Raw genomic sequence first — 19,698 nt, 5'->3', positions numbered from 1 at the left:
GCACTGTATTGTAGAAATCTGACTTAATAAAATAGATTTAAAGTACAATAAAACTCCCTGAAGTATGATTTAGCTTCAGGGAGTTTTATTATGACAATTTTATTCGTAAAGGTTTATTAAATAGACTTGTAATCTTCTTTAAGCAATGCCATTAAAAGACCGTTAACATACTTACCGTTGATATAATACTGTTGTTTCTTTTCGCCTTCAATTTGAAATCCAACTTTTTCATAAACATGAATCGCTTTTTTATTATAATCTACAACATCTAAATTGATTTTATTCAAATTCAGTAAATTGAATCCATATTCTACTATCAGCCTAGTTGAATCAGCTGCATGTCCATTCCCTTGATGATAAGGGTCCAGCATAATTCCAAATGTCCCCGTTCTATGTCTGAAATTAAGATTAAAAAGCGCAGTATATCCTATTTTTTCATCATTCTGATAAATAATAAATTCTCTTATCGAATCATCCGTTTGTCTATCTTCATAGTCTTTTAAGATTTTTTCTTTAGTCGTATAAGGTTCACCACACCAGTACTGCATAATATCATTGTTCTTTCTCATTTTATGAATGAAGTCTAAATCATGCTTTTCTACTGTTCGAATTTGTAATTTATCTGTCAAATTGCTGCCTCCTATTTTTTTATATAATCCTTTAGAAAATGTTAAAAGTTATCTCTTACCCCAATACTGGAAATAATCCGTTCTTAAATAGCCATTATAAAGTTTACGCTTCTTAGTTGCTCTTTCTCCATAATGTTTTTCAAAATCCAAATCACTTGTAATAATATATTTACTCCAAGTTTTAAGCGGTCTAAAAGCTGTACCCATATCTTTATAGATTTGAGCCGCCTGTTCAAGATCTCCTAATCGCTCTCCATAAGGAGGATTTGCAACCATTACTCCAAATTCTTTATCCGTGGTAAAATCTTTGACTTGCATCTGTTTAAATTCAATACTATGAGAAAGACCTGCTTCTAAGGCATTCTCTTTAGCAATTTCTATCATTTTATGATCAATATCGGTTCCAAGTATGTCTAGTTCAGCATCATAATCTGCTTGTTCTTCTGCTTCCTGTCTGATTTTTTCCCACATTTCTTTGGGCATCCAATCCCACTCTTCACAAAGAAACGAACGATTAAATCCCGGTGCAATATTATGACCAATTAAAGCAGCTTCGATTGCTATCGTTCCTGATCCACATACTGGATCAACGAAAGGACGATCTTTTCTCCAAGTTGTCAACATGACTAGTGCAGCAGCCATATTCTCTTTCAATGGTGCTCCACCTTTGCCGGTCCGGTAACCTCGTTTAAATAAACTAGGTCCTGTCGTATCAATTGTAAGTAAAACTTTATCTTTCAAAATAGCCACTTCAATTGGAAACTTAGCCCCAGTTTCCGGTAACATGCCACGACGATGATAAACCTCTTTAAGCTTATCCGCTATAGCTTTGTTAACAATTCTTTGAACATCCGGAACACTATACAAAGTAGATTTATGTGATTTACCTGAGACAGGAAAAGCGGAATCTATTGAAAGAAATGTATCCCATGGTAAGCTTTTTGTCTGTTCGAATAATGAATCAAAAGTCTTTGCCTCAAATTCACCAACAATAATTTTTACCCTATCTGCAGTTCTTAACCACAGATTGGTTTTAGCTATATCTTCTTTTTCTCCCTCAAAACGAACGCGACCATTTTCGACTTGTGCTTGATAGCCTAATTGTTTCAATTCTTTTCCTACTAGAGCTTCGATTCCACTTGCTGCAGTTGCTAAAAGCTTATAGCTCATAATATATAACCCTTCCTTTTCCTTTTATAGTTTTATTTAAACCATTACACCAGTCAAAATCGCTATTCCTACAATATAAATATAAGATGAAAATTTAGAGATTTTTCTATTTCGAATCAATTCTTTAAGATTTTCTGCTTTATAAATATTTAATAATCTGACAATGAGCTCTATCGCTTCCGCAATCAATAGTAGTATAGCAATTATCCTAACTATCGAATGATTATAAGTTAACCATAAACTAATTAAAGTATATCCAAAGAGTAGAAAAAATTGAAACAAGAAAATTCTGCCTACCACTTTTTTCTTTTTATTAAGTTGATTTCCAAGCATTGAAGTCATTAGTACCACTGTCATTTGAATTTCTTTTTGTTTTTCCAGCTTTGACTTAGTCAGACCCATTATAAGATAGACTCCAATCATTATCCCATAGATAACCATCAGAATGTTAAGTATTTCTTTCATTATTATTTTTAGATCCTTTCTATAATTGTTTTAGGACAAAAATAAATCCTCCCTATGCAGGGAGGATATAACCTGAATGAGTTGATGTTTATCTAGCAACTACCTAAAAGATAGTTGCTATACATCATAAACAAATGTGCAAATTACTATAAGCCATGTTCTGTCTAGAGAAAACGATCAGGAATGTTTTCTCCGAGATAATCATCTGTCTGCAATCGAAATTGCCTCTTCTCTCTGTTCATTTCCAGGAGAAAAGTGCCCCTACCATATGTTTGGGTTGCTCACTCGAGGGGTTTACCGCGTTCCACCAGCAGCGTTTCCCCTGCTGCTTCGTCACTGTGGCACTTTCAAGAATACTCAGGCATAGCTAAGCCTTAGCCTTTTTTTCTGCCGTCATCCATTAATGGAGCCGCAGCTTATTTTTTCGCTGCGCACGAACACTACAAACATCTCAGTTTGTGTGAGCATGGACTTTCCTCACATTGAAAACAATGCGCGATTATCCGTAATTTACACATTAAATATTAATTATTTATTCATCATCTAATTTTGATCCAAAAACATGTCGCTCTAGATTTGATAACCTTTTTAAAATATCAAAATTAGTCACTGAAGAACCATTTTGATTCTGACCCTGCGGTTTTGCAGCTGCCTGTTTAGATAATTCATCTAATTTATTCATCAGGCGATCATTTTCAGACTTTAGTTGTTCAATTTCACTTTGAAATGATTCATAATCTCGAATCACTACATCTAAGAACTCATCTACTTCAGTTTGGTTATAACCGCGCATGGTAGTTTTAAAATCTTTTTCAACAATTTCTTTCTGAGTCAATTCTCTGTTCATTATTTTGCACCTCTGGTTTCTTCGATTGCTCTTTAATACATTTTATCCTACTTAAAAATTTTTTAAAAAAACATTTTAACTGCTTCTACATTTTAATTGTACCAAATTATACTCGTAAATAAAAGCTAGCTTTCAAAATGATTTTCTTCATACTCCGAAACAAAGGCTTGTAGTTCATCAAAAGTTATAAAATCTAATTCATAATCATGTGAAATTTTGAATTCATTAATCATATCTAACAGAAACTTAGGTCTTCCTTCAGATTCGGTATCATAGAATAATAAGCACCCTTCTGTATGATTTATTAAAAACTGCTGATTTCCTTTAAGCTGCATAGGATTTTTATAAGGATAACTTGATGTATGGTTACTATAATCTGCCTTTGCAATAATCTTATCAAACAATACACGATTTCCTTCTTTCCAGTTTTCAGCAAATCCCGCATATGGCAATAATACTCCAAGTTTAATATCTTCATAAGTTTCCTGTAATTCTAAAACAATTTCACCAACCCATAGTTCAGTACCAAGTTGTGCACTGATCAATACCCACTCCAGCCCCGTTTCAATATATTCAATCAGTCTATTTTTTAAATACTTTTTTATATAAAATAACTTTGGATCATTTTCTGTGAAAATACTTAATTCATAGGACCTATATCCACTCACATATAAATTTTTGATAAAAATTCACACCTTTCTTTCCTTACCGTTCATTTGTTTGGTATTATACTAGTTAATCATCATTAAAGGAGCGTGAAGTCATTGAGTCTTAACTATCCAAATGGTCGACCTTATCATGTCAATGGTGACAAACAGGCGCTAAAAAAGCAAGTGAAATCCAAAAAACCAGATTATAGCAATCGAGGGATGACCTTAGAAAGTGATCTTAACATAACAAATGAGCAATATCTTATAGCCAAAAAGGCCGTAATCCATAAAAAGCCGATCCCTATCCAAATTGTTAATGTAAGCTATCCTAAAAGAAGTGCTGCTAAAATTACGGAAGCTTACTACCAAAAAGCATCTACGACAGATTACAATGGTATCTATAAAGGTTTTTACTTAGACTTTGAGGCTAAAGAAACTAAAAACAAGACTTCCTTTCCATTAAAAAACTTTCATGAACATCAGATACTGCATATGCGAGCTTGTGTGGAACAAGATGGAATTTGCTTTATTATTATAAGATTCAGTTCATTAAATCGTGTATTTGTATTGTCTTTCGATCATTTGGACAAATGGTGGAAACAGCAAAAAGAAGCATTAGGCAAGAAATCTATTCCATTAAAGAGTATTATAGAAGAAGCATATGAGATTTCTTATGGCTTTTCTCCGCGTCTTCCCTATCTAGAAGCTGTAGATAAAATTATTAAATCAAAGAAATCTTAATAAATACTTTGTAAAGTATTATTATAGTATTAAACTAAGACTAGGATCTTATCTAATATTGATATCCATCTTATATTTATAACATTCTAGTAACATACGTAAATGTCCTATTAACATTAAAGGATTAGAACTGTAAAGGAGAACAACATGTCTGATAATAATATGTCTCGTATTAAAAATAAACAAAATAATCAACAGAAAAAAAAGAAAAACAATAAAGGTAAAAAGAAAAAAGCATGGTTTAAACGTATCTTTCTAACTTTGATTGGTTTGTTTTTACTAGCTTTAGTAGCAGGAGGAAGCTTATTTGCCTATTACGCTTCTAGCACGCCGGAATTAACTGAGGAGGATTTACTTGGGAGTTTTTCTTCTGATTTGCTTGATTCGAACGGAGATGTTTTTTACACGCTTGGAGCAGAGACAAGAGACTTTGCTGAAGCAGATGAATATCCGGAAGTCATGAAAGAAGCGATGACTGCTATTGAAGATCAGAATTTCTATAATCATTTTGGAATAGATCCTATTGGTATCGGACGAGCTGCATTTGGTTATGTTACAAATTTGGGAGAAATTTCTGGTGGCGGAAGTACAATAACTCAGCAGTTAGTCAAGTTAGCGGTATTCTCTACTGCTCGCTCTGATCAAACTCTGAAAAGAAAAGCTCAAGAAGCTTGGTTGGCTATTAAGCTTGAACGCCAACTTTCAAAAGAACAAATCTTGACTCTATATATGAATAAGATTCCTATGGCTGGAAATGTCTATGGAATATCAACTGCTTCTGAAGAGTATTACGGAAAACCTGTAGAAGAACTCGAATTACACGAAGCTGCACTATTTGCCGGAATGGCACAAGCGCCAAATAGATATAATCCATACGTAAATCCTGAAGAGGCCTTGAATCGCAGAAATGTTGTATTGAATGTTATGCGTGATAATGGAGACATCACTGCCGAAGAAGCTGAAACAGCTAAAGCAATACCTATTGAAGAAGGCTTAGTTGAACGTTCAGATAGTAGCCTTAATAGTCAAATGTTTGATAGCTATTTAGTTGAAGTATTAGAAGAAGTCGAAGAAAAAACAGGTTTAAATCCTGCTACTGCTGGTTTAACAATTCAGACAAATATTGATATGGATGCTCAACAAGCAGCATTTGATATTGCCAATAGTGAAGAATACGTGAATTTTCCTGATGATGAGTTGCAGACAGCTATTTCATTGGTAGATGTCAATACTGGTCAAGTTAAAGCTTTAGTTGGTGGCCGCAAGCAAGAAGGACAGTTATTAACAAATAGAACAACTAATACTGACCGACAAACTGGTTCTACGATTAAGCCGTTAACTACTTATGGTCCTGCTATCGAATATAATAAATTCTCAACTTATCATCAATTGGTTGATGAGGAATGGTCTTATCCTGATGGTACATCGTTAAGAAACTACGATGGTAATTATGTCGGACAATTAAGTATGCGAGAAGCCTTAGTAGATTCTCGAAATGTACCTACTGCCAGACTCTTTGCTGAAGAAGTTGATCGTGCTGATGCAACGGAATTTGTAGAAAACCTTGGTTTAGATACGAGTCTCATGTCAAAAGAAGGAGGTTTAGTAGATTCTAATGCAATCAGCGGAACAGCTAGCCCACTGCAGATGGCTTCAGCTTATAGCGCTTTTGCAAATGGAGGTAATTATACTGAACCTTATACTGTTTCTAAAGTGACTACTCAAGATGGACAAGAAATAGATCTGACTCCTGAAACAAACCAGGCTATGTCAGATTATACGGCATATATGATTACAGACATGCTGAAGGATGTGGCAACAAACTATAATAGTTCAGTTGGTATACCCGGTGTTCCTCAAGCTGGCAAAACCGGAACAACTAATTATACTTCTGTTGAAATTGAAGAACATAACCTCCCATCTTATGCTGTTCCCGATTCTTGGTATATAGGTTATACTTCTAATTATTCATTATCTGTCTGGACAGGTTATGATAAAAAATATGAAGAAGGACACTGGCTAAGCAATAACGATGGTACTCGTCAGTTACCGCGAGATATCTATCAAGCATTAATGAGTCAAGTATCGGAAGGATTAGATAACTCCGACTGGACAAAACCTTCTTCCGTTTCTGAAGTTAGTGTGGAAGATGGATCAGATCCGGCACAGTTACCCGGTCCAAACACACCTGAAAGCGAAATTGTAACTGAATTATTTGTTGCAGGTACAGAACCTTCTGAAATCTCAACAACTTATGGTGAAGATCTGACTGCCCCTACTGGCTTATCAGCTCAGTTTGATGAAGAATCTAATGAAATAGCTATTAACTGGGATGAATATACATTAGAAAATGAAGACGAAGACGTCACTTACCTATTATCCGTAAATGGCGAAGAAATTTCACTAGCTGAAACAGAATATACAGTTTCAGAACCTGATAGTGGAAATGTTCAGATCAGTTTATCTGTCCAAGCTTATGGAAATACTGGTCCTGCTGCTACTACTTCTGTAACTGTGCCAGAGCCTGAGGAGGAAGAGCCTGAAGAAGAATCTGATGTAGTTCCAGAAGAACCCGCTGAAGAGGAAGAAGAAAATTCTGATGAAGATGTCGAAGATACTCCTGATGACCCAGAAGAAAATTCCGATAATCCAAGTGAATCAGAAGATACTGAAGACAATAATTCTAATAATAATGAATCCAACAATGATGACAATTCTTCTAATCCACCTTCTGATGACTCTAACACCAATACAGACCAAGATGAAGAATAAATAAAAGGTAGTGAACAGCTGATAAACAGCTTGTTCACTACCTTTTTATTTTTACTTGTCCTCATCTTTGTTTGAATGGTTAAAAAGGTTTTGACCCCTCAAAGCTTTTATCGCTACATATATAGTCCAGATACCACAGATAACGCCCAAACTCCCAATTATGGGGTCAAGCAATAACACATAACTACCTAAAAGAACTAGCAATATAGCAATGATCAATAATAATAAACTTTTGTTTCTACTCATATATAATCTAACTTTCTTTTTGGACTGATATTCAAATACATATGTTACATTTTATAGTATATCAAGCCACTTACAATAGCAACACTATATATGTGAATTACATCTCTTTGCTAAAGCGATCTCCCTTAAATGCTTGTGTGTATGTATCCTGCAAATCACATATACTTGAACGAATATTTCCTATCAGACCGCGACGACTTGTATATGTGAACTTTTATTTAAATCTTTAATACAGATTACAAAGTGATTTTTATACGTTCGGTACTCAACTTATTCAGAAAGTCATTCTATTAGTTACTACAGAGCACTACTGCATACAAAGAGAACAATCACTAAATTTTGTATTATATCAGCATTTAAAAAGGCATTTATCAGCAACCTATAAAAGATGAAGGTTAACTGTTAAATTTAATAACCTTTTCCATTGACAAAAGAGAACATGTGTTTATAATATATTATAAACACATGTTCTCTTTTTATATCAGAAAGAAATGGAGCTATAGTTATGGAAATTATAATGGTTGAAGGAATAGTTGTATCTGAAGAAATTAAAGTTTTAAAAACGGATAAAGGTATCCCCTTATGCTGCTTTACATTTTCAGCTAATTCTACTAAATTAAATTGTTTGATAACAGGGAAAATAGCCTATACCTTTCTTTATGAAGTTGAACATAATACAGAACTTTCTCTAACCGGTAAAATTAACCGGAAAAATCAGTTTGTCGTCCTTCAATATTATATTTTAAAAAAGCCAACCTACTTTGGAAAAATATTTAATTACAAAGGCCATGCTTTACCTTTTTCCAAAAATCATTAAACAGCATTTTTCTATTGCATTAATTAAAATGAAACCTAAAAGAGCTGCATCAAATTAATGATGCAGCCTCTTAACTCTCTATTGACTGGGCTACCAGGATTCGAACCTGGGGAATGACGGGATCAAAACCCGCTGCCTTACCGCTTGGCTATAGCCCAATAATAAGGGCGACTGATGGGGATCGAACCCACGAATGCCGGGACCACAACCCGGTGCGTTAACCACTTCGCCACAACCGCCATAATTTTTTTCAGTAGCTAATAATTACACTACCTAAAAAATACTATACTTCTTAAGGTTTCAAAAACGCTCAAATCACAACAACATGAATATAATACAGTATAATTCTAAATGTGTCAATTTTTTTTAGATTACTTTTAACTTTGCTCTTCTTTCTCTAACTTATTTTAAAGCTAAACTATTTTAACGCAGAAATAATATAAAAATTTAATTTATTCTTTGCTCTCTACTTATTATTCTATAAAACAAAAGCCCTATAAACATTGATAAATCAACATTTACAAGACTTTTAAACTTCTCTCAATTTGTTTTATATTTACCCCAAAAAGGAGAATGAGTCGTTCGCACCCTATGCTTGTAAAAGGCTTAATGACGGTATTTATTCAGCCTGTATGTTAGATGAATGCACAATCAGTGCACAATAAAAAGTATAGAAAGAGCGGATATATTATTCGCTCTCTTTCTATACTTTATAATTTTTTCTTAACGAGTCGCGTATATAACTCAATTTATGTCTATGTACTATTATTCGGTCTCCGTACTCTTTCTTCAATTCTTCTACAATTGTTCTAGATTCATCGTTATCAATAAGAAATTCTACAGGAACAATCCCCTCTTTTAAATAAGCAAATATCATAACTTGATCTTCACCGTATTCCTGAATCATCAGCCCTATCATTAGATGCATGCCTATTTCTTCTATGTTCATCTTTTTCATCTAAACTAACTCCTTTTCTCTCTCCACTATATAATATCAAAAGAAATGCAATCTAACGAAAATCTTTTAAACTATTTTATTTCTCTGTATTTATTATATGAAGAAAGAGAAAATTCTGTTTGTCTCATGATATTTTTCTGTATATGCTTAAACATTTCAATTTTCTTATGTCCGTTCTGCATTCCTTCTTCGCCCTCTTTAATAGAATATCTTACATCTTCTATTGATTCGTCCAATACTTTATTCATCCAGACTTGAAAGTCCTTGTATTCATCTAAATCAGCCTGTGTTTTAATTGTGCTTTCGAATAGGTATTTATTCATATTCATGTTCCTTTCTCTTGACTAAACGAATATACGTTCCTATAATATATCATATACGGAACATACATTCGAGTAAAGGAGTACATATATGGAGCATGACAATGAAATAACGGATGATGATATTTGGGGATTGGGAGAGAGTAGCTTGATACTTATCGGAGACGAAATAACAGAATTGTTAAAGGAGGAGACTAGTCATGAGTGAGGAAGTCGTTATACTTAGCCCGGATCGATTAGGATACAAGGACAGAGGTAAAATGAAATGGATCGGCATGCGCATGATGTTGTCGGACCATATGGAAGCATTGAAGAAAATGTATGCAGATGAATATGAAGAACTCATAGAAGAGAAGCCCGAGATGGACGAGAAAGAAATATCTGAGTTGCTTTATTATGCATACGTTAATAAGCTACCTGTGGCTATACAAGCGGCTGTATTGAGGAATGGAAACTATTATCCGGATGTTATTGCGTTGGTACTTGGCTATAATCATCAGCAGATCATGCTGCAGGTCAAAAAAAAAGACGGAGAAAAGGTTATCAAAAGAATTACGACTGATCAGATTAGGAATATAGAATTGTACGATGTACTTAAATATAATAATAAAGCGAAATAGAAAAAGTCCCTCATCCAATTAAGGACGAGGGCTTTAACTTATTTTTTGGTAACTGGTCGATTTAGACTAGTTTGGAATTACATTAATTGATTTACTCTGTCACGAACTTTTCTATAGGTGGCATCGTTAACCCCTAATGATCTTTGTCTAGCAGCATGACCGTTGCCGTGTTTGCCGTATACAACTTCTTTAGCCATCTCTTCAATTGATTTAGAAGGCGTTGAAGAACCGCCTGCCATCTCATTCACTCGATCTCTAACTTGATTGTAGACGGATTGACTGACACCTAATGATTTACGGCGATTATCGTGACCGTTTCCGTGCTCACCATTGATAACTTCACGAGCCATTTGATCAATACTTTTGCTTGCTTTAACTGGCTCTGATTTAACTCCATAATGAGCATTTACCTTATCGCTTACTTTATTATATTCAGCTTGGCTGATACCTAGTGATTTTCTGCGGTTATCATGACCGTTGCCGTGTTTTCCAGCAATGACTTCCGCAGCCATTTGATCGATTGTTTTCTTTTTAGGTTTAGCGGCTGGTTTAGTCGTTTCTACCGGCTTCGGTTTAGTGTCGTCACCTTTTACTTTCAGACCAAAGTATGCAGCGATTCCGTCAGCGATTGCCACGCCAGCATCTCGCAGTTTGTTGTCATCTCTTAAGGCTTTAATGTCGATACTAGAATCCATATAACCGCCTTCGGTTAGAATAGCCGGCATATTAGATTCTCGTACCATGTGGAAGTTTGCTTGTTTGATACCACGGTCTTTTAAGCCATATGCCTTGTGCAGTCGAGGTTGTACTTCTTTGGCTAGCTTCGTGCTTCCTGGTTGCTCTCCTAGATAAGTGTACGTCTCTGTGCCTGTATGCTGCCCCCATTTACCTGTTAGGGCGTTATGGTGGATAGAGACTAACACATCAGCTTTCGCAGCATTGGCTTTATTAGTACGCTCATTTAGAGGAATATCCCGTTGACCTGTTGGATCATCCATACGAACAACTTTTATACCTTCATATTGTTTCAATCTAGCTATAGCTGCTAACACAACTTTATTATTAAAGCTCCATTCCCTTTCATCGTCTGGTGTGCGTTTTCCTGCTGTATATAATCCGTGTCCTCCACCTAGTGCTACTACTTTTGTCATGTTATTCTCCACCTTTCAAATATTGATCTTTAACTTCATTCGTCAAAACAGCTGCTCCGACAACTAAAATGGCTTGTACAATATTCATCGCCACAAATCCACCTAATAGCCACGGTGTAAGCAAGATGCTAACTACTAGCAAAATTACAGGAATGAAACGATTGTCCAGCAATTCAGTGTGCTTAATGACTTCACCCAAAACAAAAAGGACTGGTACCATGACCAATCCTTCCTCTAAAATAAACTGTAAAATGTCCATTATTTAACTACCCCTTTCAAGAGTATGTTCTTTTTTTAGTTGATCTAATTCATTTTTCGCATCCGCAAGTTGTCTTTCTGCTTCGTCTAACTGTATCCTTAGCTCTCTGTTTTCCGTTTCGGATTCTTCCAACTGCTTGCGCAAGATCTTGATAATACTGTCTAACCGCTCAATCTCTTTATACAAACGATCTATCATTTCAAATGCATTCTTTTCTTTTGCCGTCTTCCTGGTAAACCATACGGATATGACGGTTCCGATTACACTACTTCCCAGAAACAACGTTACAATCTGCCAAAATATGCTCACTCCTTATAATCCCCTTTGAATGAAACGACCAGGCATAGCGCCAATACTAATGCATTAAATCCATAAGTGGCATGCGGATATCCTGTCCCAAACGAGAAGGTCAAAGCTAATGCAAAAAGGCCACTCCACATCCCTGTGAGTGACCATATGCCTAATTTTCGTGCCAATGTGTTATTTTTGATGATTCCAACAAGCTTCAGCATCCCGAATAGAACCAGGCAGTAACCGATAAATTTAATCGATACGATGTGCTGTAGATACGGCTCAATCAATCCTATCAAGTAAAAGTCATTCTGGATATTGAAAAACCCATACCAAATACTGAAAATTGAAATCAGATATCCTAACGAGTTGCTAGGCTTGCGACACCTCAAATCTTCGATGTCTCTTTTTAGATTGTTCATTCGATTCTCCTTTCTAATGTTTTGTAAACAAAAAGAGCAGCCGCTATTGGCTACTCTGGTTATTTTTCAATTCTTTTAAGATTGATCTGATATATATCGCAGAATGTATTTTCTTCTTATGTTTCAGCATTTCCAATCCTGTCCAAAGGATTCCAAGAATCAGCGCAAATAAGAAGAAAGATATTTGAAAATCAAGTCCAATTATTTCCACAGATTTATCTATAAAAAAAGTAAAAACTGTTATCCCTAGAGAAAACACCACTGCAATTTGGTTAAACAGCTCATATCCCGATATTATTCTATCCATTCTAGCTATTGCTATAGACTTGATATCTACTTCTAAATTCTTTAGTAAATTAATATTTCTTGATTTATTTATATTATTGTCCCCTGCAATATTTAAAGATTCTTCCAAATAATTCATTAGCGTACTATCTTCACTGTATAAAATTTTCGCTGTAATTTCTTTGTTATCTGTAATTTGGTTCATTAAACACCTCCAATACAACTATCGGAAGGTGCTTAAACATTTTAACGATACGAGCACTTTATTTTATAAATTTAAACATCCGTTCTAAATTTCTTTTGATATACTCTTATTGGAAGGAGGTGTAAAAATGGATATCATTCAAATAGTTTTAGGATCAACTGTTTCAATCATCTCAATTTTTATCTCAAATTATTTAGGTCGAAAAGCAACTAAAAATAATTACCAATTAGAAACTAAAGATAAAGCTTATAAATCATTCTACGTACCATTAATGAAGTTTTTAATCTCGGCTAATAAAGATAGCATGATTTACTATTGGTATATAGCATCATGGTATGCAGCTCCTGGAAAATTTAAGAAGTCTAGTGATTTGTTAAGTGACCTATTAAGAAGTAACTTAGAAGTTTTGCCTCCAAAAGTAGTAACGCTAGTTTCAGAATACAGTACGTCCACCTCCGGTGCACAAATGTTCTTTGGGGACGATGGGTATAGAGAAAACTACCGTCATAATTTAATTAAAGCCTCTGAATTGTTTGATACGATTGTTAGACAATCTTTACAAGAAGCCAGCTTAATATCAAAAGAATTAGGGTACCCAGACATAGCAAAACCCATCTTGGAGTCTTTCGATAATATCGAGAAAACGAATTTAAATTTTCCCAGATACTTACCAGAAATATACCAAAAATCGGGCCCCAGACAATTTGTAGGAGAAGAACCTCCGTACTATTAAAAAGCATATTTGATTCACCTCATATCATTAAATTATAAGATAATGCCCCTATTTTTTTATATGTAATAGGGGCATTAATTTACCAAAAAGAGACAAGCTTATTCGCTCGTCTCCGTAAACCATCCAGCCATTTTATCTCTAGCTGCTTGTGTGATCTCTGATCTCGTCATGTTGTCTAAATCCCCATCCACCACACTGACACGAGCGCTCAAGTAGTCTTGATTATTTTCTCCCCTACCTGAAAACTGCACATCAATAGATGTTGTTACTCCGCTGTCAATTTTATATTGGATTCCTGTTAATTCGATATTCATTACACATTCTCCTCTTCTTTTTTGTTGGTAAATACCTCTTCTAACGCATCCATTAGCGTGTCGAATCCCATTTCGTTTATTTCTTTATCTTTCGCAATAGAGAACTTGTCTTCATCTAATGCTTCGTACAAAGCTTTCAGCTTAGTGTCGAATGTAACGATGTCGATTTTAACTTCTTCATCGAGCAATTCTTGGATTGCATTTAACCCTTCTTGCTTGGTTTTTCCCTCAAGAGGAATTAAATCCCCTTCTTTGTCTTTCTCTAGTTCTCCATCTTCATCTACTTTGAAGAAGGCTTTTATAATCTCTTTTCTGTCTTCTTGATACTCTTTCTCCAGTTCGACAAGTTTTTTCTGCAACTTCCCTTTGCCACGCATCCCCTTCCCTTCTGCTACTTTGATAGAGTCCAATACTTTAAATACTGGTACGACTTGTTTGTTTTCTAATACGAGTGTTTTCATCTATGCTGCTCCTTTGAGTTGGGTTAGTTCTTCTTTTTGCGCTTTTACTTTTTTCTAATTCTGCGATTCTTCGATGGTTTATAATTTTCTATTTTAAATCGCCTTCTTAAGTAAGATCAGATACTTTAAGAGTCCACAAAGTGCCTTCATGTCGGTATCTAAAGTACAGTTCGCCATCATCATCTGTATATATAGCAACGCCTTGATCAAGACCATTAGGACTGTAAAGTTGAAGAGATTCAGCTTCAATAGTTTTATTTACACTTAGATATTCAGCCACAACTTCGGGATGACCATTAACATTAGTTAATGTTAAACCCTCGATTATGGTATCACTATCTTTAAACCCTAATACTATATTTTTATCACTTGTTACAGACATAAATATATTGGAGGGTATGATCGCCTCTTCTCCTACTGCCTCTAATTCCCTCCATGTAATACTTCCTATAACTGTTTGATCAGCTCCAGATAAAAATCTCATACCCTCCTCATCAAACGCATAGTTGACATCAGGTTCTTCTACTGTCTTGATATAATAATTTTCTCCATCGTCTGTAGCTAGTATTTCTCTTGACATATAATGACCTCCATAATCAATAGGTAACAATTAGTTTACATTGTATTGCTTTTTTTAATGTTTTGTTATTTCGAATGTCTCTATGATAAGAATATCCTATCAATCCGACTCTGCCATTAGTTTTATCTATTTTATCTACAAAGCATACTACTCTTAGCATCGCTAAATTAAAGTAAGCATAATCATTAGTAACACCATATGTGTCGGCAACTATAGCGTGAGCTTTAAAATCCTTACCTTTGTAGATAGAAGGTAAAGTAACCCACTTAACACCGTTAGAATGATTTAATCCAGTAACGGTTATAACATCAAATAAATAGTTGGTTTTATAGTTTGATCCGCCTTCGCTGTGATACAAACCATTAGCAGACATTATCGTTTTAGACCCATCTGAGTGTGAATATTCTAGTTTATTCCCATCTACATATAAGTTGCTGTTTATAGCATTCCAAGCAGTCGTAACGAAGTTCGTTTTGTTCCCGACTAACCGATCAACATCCAGATTAAGAATTTTAGCACTCGTAACGGCAGCATCTGCAATCTGCAAAGTATCAATCGTTCCGTTTTTGATCACTGCACCGTCCATAAAGGCAGTACCGGTAATATAGGTTGAGTTTGCACTAATATAGAGCTTCTCATTCTCAATCAATGTTCTTCCTGCTTCTTGATTGATACGAGCGACGACTTCGCCTTCCAGGACGGTTTGAGCAAGGATTGAGTCTCTAGTTACTTGCAGTTGACTGTATGTTGCTGTATCTTCGGGTGCTATAGAGAACTCTTTATTGTGTTTCCCTTTAGCTACTTTGATGTTTTTTACAAAAAAGTTTGCCCATTGCAGTCTGTAAAAATCTATAAAATGAAATACATCTTTACTGTAATTCGTTACCTCAACCGATACAGATACTCTTTTGTAACTGTTAGAATTATTAGTAACAATTTTGGTTCCGACTGAATCACATATGTCAACGTACATTGAGACTTCTACCGCTTGGTCACCTCTTATATCAAAAGAAACCGTCCACCAACCATTTTCAGTTATAACTCTATTCAACCTAACTTTTCCAACACCGCTTGAATTACCAGTCGCGATGAAGCCGTATGGTGTGTTTTCATTTCTTGGTTCAAAATAGGATAAATTACCCAAATTTTCAAAATTATGTGTTCTTGTGAAATAATTTCGGTCACCAATCTCAAGATTCTCAAAGTCACCAGATAGTACTCTAAACCCTTCTGAAATTGTAGACACTTGCGTTTCCAATCCTGTTTCTGGATCACTGACAGTATCTTGAATCCCTTTAACGGTTGTTTCGGTCGTAGCTATTCGACCTTCTGCATTGGTGATTGAAGTCGTATGACCTTTTACGGTCGATTCGATAGTGGTAATGTTCCCTTCAATATCACTAATGGTTTGTGTCGTCCCATCGACAGTATTTTTAATCTCATTAACAGCTGTTACTGTCACTTTGCCATCAAGGTCAGTTTGAATGGTTGCGATGGTTTGCGTCGTCCCATTTACTGTTGATTCTATTTCATTTACCTTCGTCACACTGGCTTTACTATCAAGATCAGTTTCGACAGATGCAATTCTCTGCACTGTGCCGTCTACTGTACTTTCGATCGCATTGACTTTTGTCACAGAAGCTTTATTGACAAGGTCGGTTTCGACACTGCTGACTCTTTGTTTGAACCCATCAAAAGTTTGTGTCCACTCGGATTCCATCGTTGATACATTTCCAGTCAGTGTATCGACAGTTGTTTGATCGGCTTTGATAGATAGGGCTTCAGCGGTAGCTTTAATATCCAAAGTGTGCTTTTCAACTGTACCTTGTAAAGTGTCCACTATTGATTTCTCAGCTTTTAATCCGACAGCTTCTTTGTTCTGATATGCTAACGTAGAGACACTTTCAACAGTTCCCTCTAACTCGTTATAGATTGTTTGAGAGACTTTGCTGGATAACTCTCCATTTATTCGAGCAATCTCTACTTGCACATCTTCTGGAGCTGGTGACCAAGCAGTCACTTTCGTCCCTTGTTGAGCGGTAGGGGAATTAACAGTTGCGGCTCCAGCCCCTTTTAACCAAAAATATAGTCTAGGACCGTTTGTGTATTCAACTTCAACCTCAAATTTTTGCCATTCTACTGATAGTTGGAAATCTCTAGCACCTCTGCCGCCATGTAGTTCAACATGTAAAGTAGTGCTTCCTTCTATTGCTTTTGCAAAAAACACGACAATTATTTTAGATCCCTCTTCCAAGCTAGTCGATAACCTCGATGAGACAGACCCTGCACTACCTCCGCCTGTTCCTGACCCCACAATTCTTAATGAATTATTTCCGTTGTAAGTTTGAGAAGTATCTAATAAAGCGCTGTGGTTACCTGCGCTTTCCCAATAGTCCCTACTAAATACAAAACCGCTGTTTCTTAGTAGATTCCGTCCACTGATCTGCAAATTAGCATAAGCATATAACGCACTCTGAGCATCAGAGATTGCAGTACGAGCATCACTTAACGCAGTTGCAGCATTACTTTCAGCAATTCCTGCTATATCTATAGCAGACTGTACGTCAGTCATCGCTGCTAGTGCATTAGTCTCAGCGGTTTCAGCAAGCGTCTTGGTGTTGATGAGCGCTTCATCTAAAGTGGTAAATCCTGCGTTGTTAATGGCAGTGTTCAGTTCTTGCGCACTCTCATCCGCTGATTGTTTGACGGCTTCTAGGTCTTCTTGTTGCTGGGCTATGGCTTCGGCATTCTGATTAGCTAGACGTGGATCACTGACGACTTTCCAAATAACCCCGTTCCATACTTTAGTGATAGTATATTGTCCATCTTCCTGGAACCAGGTATCTCCAATCTTAGTAGCAATTGGTTCATCTGGACCATAGAACGTCATGTTAATTCCATTCGCGCTGACTACGGCAATGTTTCGTGCGTCTTCCGCTTCACGCTTAGCGGCTTTCGCTTCTTTACTGATTGACTTGAATCGGTCTGCCATACTAGCTCTTACATGACCAACTTCAATTTCATCATATCTTTCTAAGTTAACGTTCCAGACCGTCCTTACGACCTTAGCGATTGTATCGATACCTAGTTTATCGAAATGAATTTTCACTCGATCAAATAGATTGATTGTTTCAGCTTCTGCGTATTCCGGAAACTCCAAAGATTTAGCTAGATCAATATGAGATAGCTGAATCGATACAGACGGTACACCTACATCATTGTTTTCAATATACGTCTGAGCTAAAGCATCTAGCTCTGCAGCAGTCGGTTTCTCTTCGTCAAAGTCCAGTGTAAATTCAACCGGCAATACTTTCTCATGATGATACTTATCGACATACTCACTGTGAACCACATTTCCAGAAACGAATTCTTCTTCGCCGTCTTCTGTCCGCCAAATAGCATAAGGAAATACCGACGTAAACGTATTGAGAATACTCTCTTCTTGTTCCAGGTCAATTAGGTTCCGGCCATACGCGATCATGGCATTTGCTTGTCTACCTCTTTGTTTGAGTAGCGAAATGTGATAGTTGTCGAATAAGAACTCTCCACCCCAGGTATCTAAAATAGACCCTTCAACGCCGCTCAATGCTTGTCTGAGATTTTCAATATCTCGAATGGTAAACGTCGTGCTATTAGATGTTGTAATATCACTGGTCATCGTAAACGGCTTAAAAGTACCTAGTCCAAATGATTGAGCTTGTCTCATAGCGTTTTGTGCAGTACCAGTTAACGTGACTTTAGGCGGCATTGAAATATCCAAAGTTTGATAAGAAATGTGTTCCGCATACACAGTCACATGGTTCTTTCTCATGGATTTCTGCAGCCGCTTGATTTCAAATCGTTGTGCTTTTAATTCCGGTCCGGCATCCGCTTTGATCAAGTTGCCATTCTTCAGCTGATTAAATAGCTTTCCATCTACCGGATAATCCATTTCAAGGATAAACTCGCTGTTTCCCACCTGTGTGACTTTCGGCGGCTTAGCATCTGTTAAAACACCCAACCCTAGATTAAAGAAGTTAGTCGCATTCGCTGCATAAAGAATGGCATGACTCATGGCAACAACGCCTCCCATCTAGGAATCATCGTAATGGTTGCTGTTCCAGTCCAGCTGATCGTTGACTGACCAACTGGAATCGTTGGAAATGGATAGGTATACACTTTATCCCAATCCGGAATACGACCATTGATGTTGACCGCTACTTTAGCCAATACGTCAATAATGATTCCATTATCGACACCTTGAAGTTCAAGCTGCTGGCCACCGATTGTAATCGTCATATCTCCATTGCCAGTGACCTTCAGCAGTGGACGAGCAGGACGTGATCCAATGTTGTTAATCGTCTGGCCATTCGTGAGTGGTACTTCATTCAGCCCTTCTTTATAAAACTTGTAAGGTTTAAAACGAAATGGAATGATCGCTTTAGCATACTGCAGAATCAGTCTCTGGATGTCGTATTGCTCATAATGAATAACATTATAGACATATCCTGTGTTGTCTGAGAACGTTAATTCATGCCATCCTACGTCAGTTTTAAGCCAATTCGACACATCATCTGCGACTTGGTTTAAGTTGCGCCCAGGCTCCACATAAACAGGAATACCGCGGCTCACACCCTTGTATCGTTTGTTGTCGATTGGGACGTCACCGTCTACTCCTGGTACTTCTTCCATAGTTAAATCATATTCTGGCGCAATCAAAGAAAATTCCGGATCGATTAGCAATCCGAAATCCGTTGATTTTTTACCTTTATATTCAAAATAA

At 36.3% G+C, this 19,698-nt stretch carries 23 protein-coding genes, 2 tRNA genes and 1 other RNA gene; 5 read left to right on the top strand and 21 right to left on the bottom strand.

Features of this window, described 5'->3' with window-relative positions; all coding sequences use genetic code 11:
• Positions 1–116 precede the first annotated feature (116 nt).
• From BKP56_RS09505 to BKP56_RS09480, 6 genes are all read right to left on the bottom strand, one after another.
• Positions 117–629 (bottom strand): GNAT family N-acetyltransferase, encoded by a 513-nt coding sequence (locus tag BKP56_RS09505; RefSeq protein ID WP_072694850.1) that lies wholly within the window; start codon positions 627–629, stop codon positions 117–119.
• 48 nt (positions 630–677) lie between these two features.
• The gene (locus BKP56_RS09500; RefSeq protein WP_072694849.1) at positions 678–1,799 is read right to left on the bottom strand and encodes a THUMP domain-containing class I SAM-dependent RNA methyltransferase; all 1,122 of its coding nucleotides are present in this window, start codon (positions 1,797–1,799) and stop codon (positions 678–680) included.
• A 36-nt stretch (positions 1,800–1,835) separates the two neighbouring features.
• Positions 1,836–2,264, bottom strand: coding sequence for a hypothetical protein (locus BKP56_RS09495; RefSeq protein ID WP_072694848.1), 429 nt, complete (start codon positions 2,262–2,264; stop codon positions 1,836–1,838).
• Between the two features lie 144 nt (positions 2,265–2,408).
• An RNA gene (rnpB, locus tag BKP56_RS09490) (RNase P RNA component class B) lies at positions 2,409–2,775 on the bottom strand.
• Positions 2,776–2,796: 21 nt separating this feature from the next.
• Positions 2,797–3,114, bottom strand: coding sequence for a cell division regulator GpsB (gpsB, locus tag BKP56_RS09485; RefSeq protein WP_072694847.1), 318 nt, complete (start codon positions 3,112–3,114; stop codon positions 2,797–2,799).
• Positions 3,115–3,236: 122 nt separating this feature from the next.
• Positions 3,237–3,779 (bottom strand): SLOG family protein, encoded by a 543-nt coding sequence (locus tag BKP56_RS09480; protein WP_232226873.1) that lies wholly within the window; start codon positions 3,777–3,779, stop codon positions 3,237–3,239.
• Positions 3,780–3,875: 96 nt separating this feature from the next.
• On the opposite strand from BKP56_RS09480, the gene recU reads away from it, so the two are divergent.
• Together recU and BKP56_RS09470 are read left to right on the top strand one after the other, a co-directional pair.
• Positions 3,876–4,502 (top strand): Holliday junction resolvase RecU, encoded by a 627-nt coding sequence (gene recU / locus BKP56_RS09475; protein WP_072694845.1) that lies wholly within the window; start codon positions 3,876–3,878, stop codon positions 4,500–4,502.
• A 147-nt stretch (positions 4,503–4,649) separates the two neighbouring features.
• Positions 4,650–7,274 (top strand): transglycosylase domain-containing protein, encoded by a 2,625-nt coding sequence (locus BKP56_RS09470; RefSeq protein ID WP_072694844.1) that lies wholly within the window; start codon positions 4,650–4,652, stop codon positions 7,272–7,274.
• Positions 7,275–7,325: 51 nt separating this feature from the next.
• Here the strand turns inward: BKP56_RS09470 and BKP56_RS13915 are convergent, their stop codons facing one another.
• On the bottom strand, positions 7,326–7,520 hold the full coding sequence (locus BKP56_RS13915) for a hypothetical protein (RefSeq protein ID WP_198033938.1): 195 nt from the start codon (positions 7,518–7,520) through the stop codon (positions 7,326–7,328).
• Positions 7,521–8,025: 505 nt separating this feature from the next.
• Between BKP56_RS13915 and BKP56_RS09465 the strand changes: the two genes are divergently transcribed.
• Entirely contained in the window at positions 8,026–8,337 is a 312-nt protein-coding gene (locus tag BKP56_RS09465) for a hypothetical protein (protein WP_072694843.1), read from the top strand.
• A gap of 85 nt (positions 8,338–8,422) precedes the next feature.
• Here BKP56_RS09465 and BKP56_RS09460 read toward each other — a convergent pair.
• The 4 genes from BKP56_RS09460 to BKP56_RS09445 all read right to left on the bottom strand — a co-directional run bounded on the left by BKP56_RS09460 (position 8,423) and on the right by BKP56_RS09445 (position 9,624).
• A tRNA-Gln gene (locus BKP56_RS09460) sits at positions 8,423–8,495 on the bottom strand.
• Positions 8,496–8,503: 8 nt separating this feature from the next.
• A tRNA-His gene (locus BKP56_RS09455) sits at positions 8,504–8,576 on the bottom strand.
• Positions 8,577–9,040: 464 nt separating this feature from the next.
• On the bottom strand, positions 9,041–9,295 hold the full coding sequence (locus tag BKP56_RS09450; protein ID WP_072694842.1) for a hypothetical protein: 255 nt from the start codon (positions 9,293–9,295) through the stop codon (positions 9,041–9,043).
• Between the two features lie 71 nt (positions 9,296–9,366).
• A complete protein-coding gene (locus tag BKP56_RS09445) occupies positions 9,367–9,624 on the bottom strand; it encodes a hypothetical protein (protein ID WP_072694841.1) in 258 nt (85 codons plus the stop codon).
• 191 nt (positions 9,625–9,815) lie between these two features.
• Here BKP56_RS09445 and BKP56_RS09440 point away from each other — a divergent pair, with 191 nt between their 5' ends.
• Entirely contained in the window at positions 9,816–10,235 is a 420-nt protein-coding gene (locus BKP56_RS09440; protein ID WP_072694840.1) for a hypothetical protein, read from the top strand.
• Positions 10,236–10,312: 77 nt separating this feature from the next.
• On the opposite strand, the gene BKP56_RS09435 is transcribed toward BKP56_RS09440, so the two are convergent.
• The 5 genes from BKP56_RS09435 to BKP56_RS09415 are packed head-to-tail and all read right to left on the bottom strand — an operon-like array spanning position 10,313 to position 12,848.
• Entirely contained in the window at positions 10,313–11,386 is a 1,074-nt protein-coding gene (locus BKP56_RS09435) for an N-acetylmuramoyl-L-alanine amidase (protein WP_072694839.1), read from the bottom strand.
• A 1-nt stretch (position 11,387) separates the two neighbouring features.
• Positions 11,388–11,645 carry a phage holin family protein gene (locus BKP56_RS09430; RefSeq protein ID WP_072694838.1) on the bottom strand — a complete coding sequence of 86 codons (258 nt, stop codon included), beginning with the start codon at positions 11,643–11,645 and terminating at the stop codon, positions 11,388–11,390.
• Between the two features lie 3 nt (positions 11,646–11,648).
• The gene (locus BKP56_RS09425) at positions 11,649–11,954 is read right to left on the bottom strand and encodes a hypothetical protein (protein ID WP_072694837.1); all 306 of its coding nucleotides are present in this window, start codon (positions 11,952–11,954) and stop codon (positions 11,649–11,651) included.
• Positions 11,951–12,358: a hypothetical protein gene (locus tag BKP56_RS09420; protein ID WP_072694836.1), complete on the bottom strand. Its 408-nt coding sequence runs from the start codon at positions 12,356–12,358 to the stop codon at positions 11,951–11,953. Before BKP56_RS09420 ends, BKP56_RS09425 begins: the two co-directional genes overlap by 4 nt.
• A 43-nt stretch (positions 12,359–12,401) precedes the next feature.
• Complete coding sequence (locus BKP56_RS09415; protein WP_072694835.1) at positions 12,402–12,848, bottom strand: hypothetical protein; 447 nt, start codon at positions 12,846–12,848, stop codon at positions 12,402–12,404.
• A 127-nt stretch (positions 12,849–12,975) separates the two neighbouring features.
• On the opposite strand from BKP56_RS09415, the gene BKP56_RS09410 reads away from it, so the two are divergent.
• Positions 12,976–13,581 (top strand): hypothetical protein, encoded by a 606-nt coding sequence (locus BKP56_RS09410; protein ID WP_072694834.1) that lies wholly within the window; start codon positions 12,976–12,978, stop codon positions 13,579–13,581.
• 98 nt (positions 13,582–13,679) lie between these two features.
• Here the strand turns inward: BKP56_RS09410 and BKP56_RS09405 are convergent, their stop codons facing one another.
• From BKP56_RS09405 to BKP56_RS09385, 5 genes are all read right to left on the bottom strand, one after another.
• A complete protein-coding gene (locus BKP56_RS09405; RefSeq protein ID WP_072694833.1) occupies positions 13,680–13,895 on the bottom strand; it encodes a hypothetical protein in 216 nt (71 codons plus the stop codon).
• Positions 13,895–14,356: a DUF1617 family protein gene (locus BKP56_RS09400; protein WP_072694832.1), complete on the bottom strand. Its 462-nt coding sequence runs from the start codon at positions 14,354–14,356 to the stop codon at positions 13,895–13,897. The genes BKP56_RS09405 and BKP56_RS09400 overlap by 1 nt, the downstream gene beginning before the upstream one ends.
• Before the next feature lie 106 nt (positions 14,357–14,462).
• Positions 14,463–14,936 (bottom strand): hypothetical protein, encoded by a 474-nt coding sequence (locus BKP56_RS09395; RefSeq protein WP_072694831.1) that lies wholly within the window; start codon positions 14,934–14,936, stop codon positions 14,463–14,465.
• A gap of 16 nt (positions 14,937–14,952) precedes the next feature.
• Complete coding sequence (locus tag BKP56_RS09390) at positions 14,953–18,990, bottom strand: phage tail spike protein (protein WP_072694830.1); 4,038 nt, start codon at positions 18,988–18,990, stop codon at positions 14,953–14,955.
• Positions 18,987–19,658 (bottom strand): hypothetical protein, encoded by a 672-nt coding sequence (locus BKP56_RS09385; protein WP_072694829.1) that lies wholly within the window; start codon positions 19,656–19,658, stop codon positions 18,987–18,989. Before BKP56_RS09385 ends, BKP56_RS09390 begins: the two co-directional genes overlap by 4 nt.
• Positions 19,659–19,698 lie beyond the last annotated feature (40 nt).

It is taken from the genome of Marinilactibacillus sp. 15R (assembly GCF_001895285.1).
In the GTDB taxonomy this organism is placed as follows: Bacteria; Bacillota; Bacilli; order Lactobacillales; family Carnobacteriaceae_A; genus Marinilactibacillus; species Marinilactibacillus piezotolerans.
Note: the sequence above shows the minus strand (reverse complement) of the source record. Positions and strands in the feature narration are given on the sequence as shown.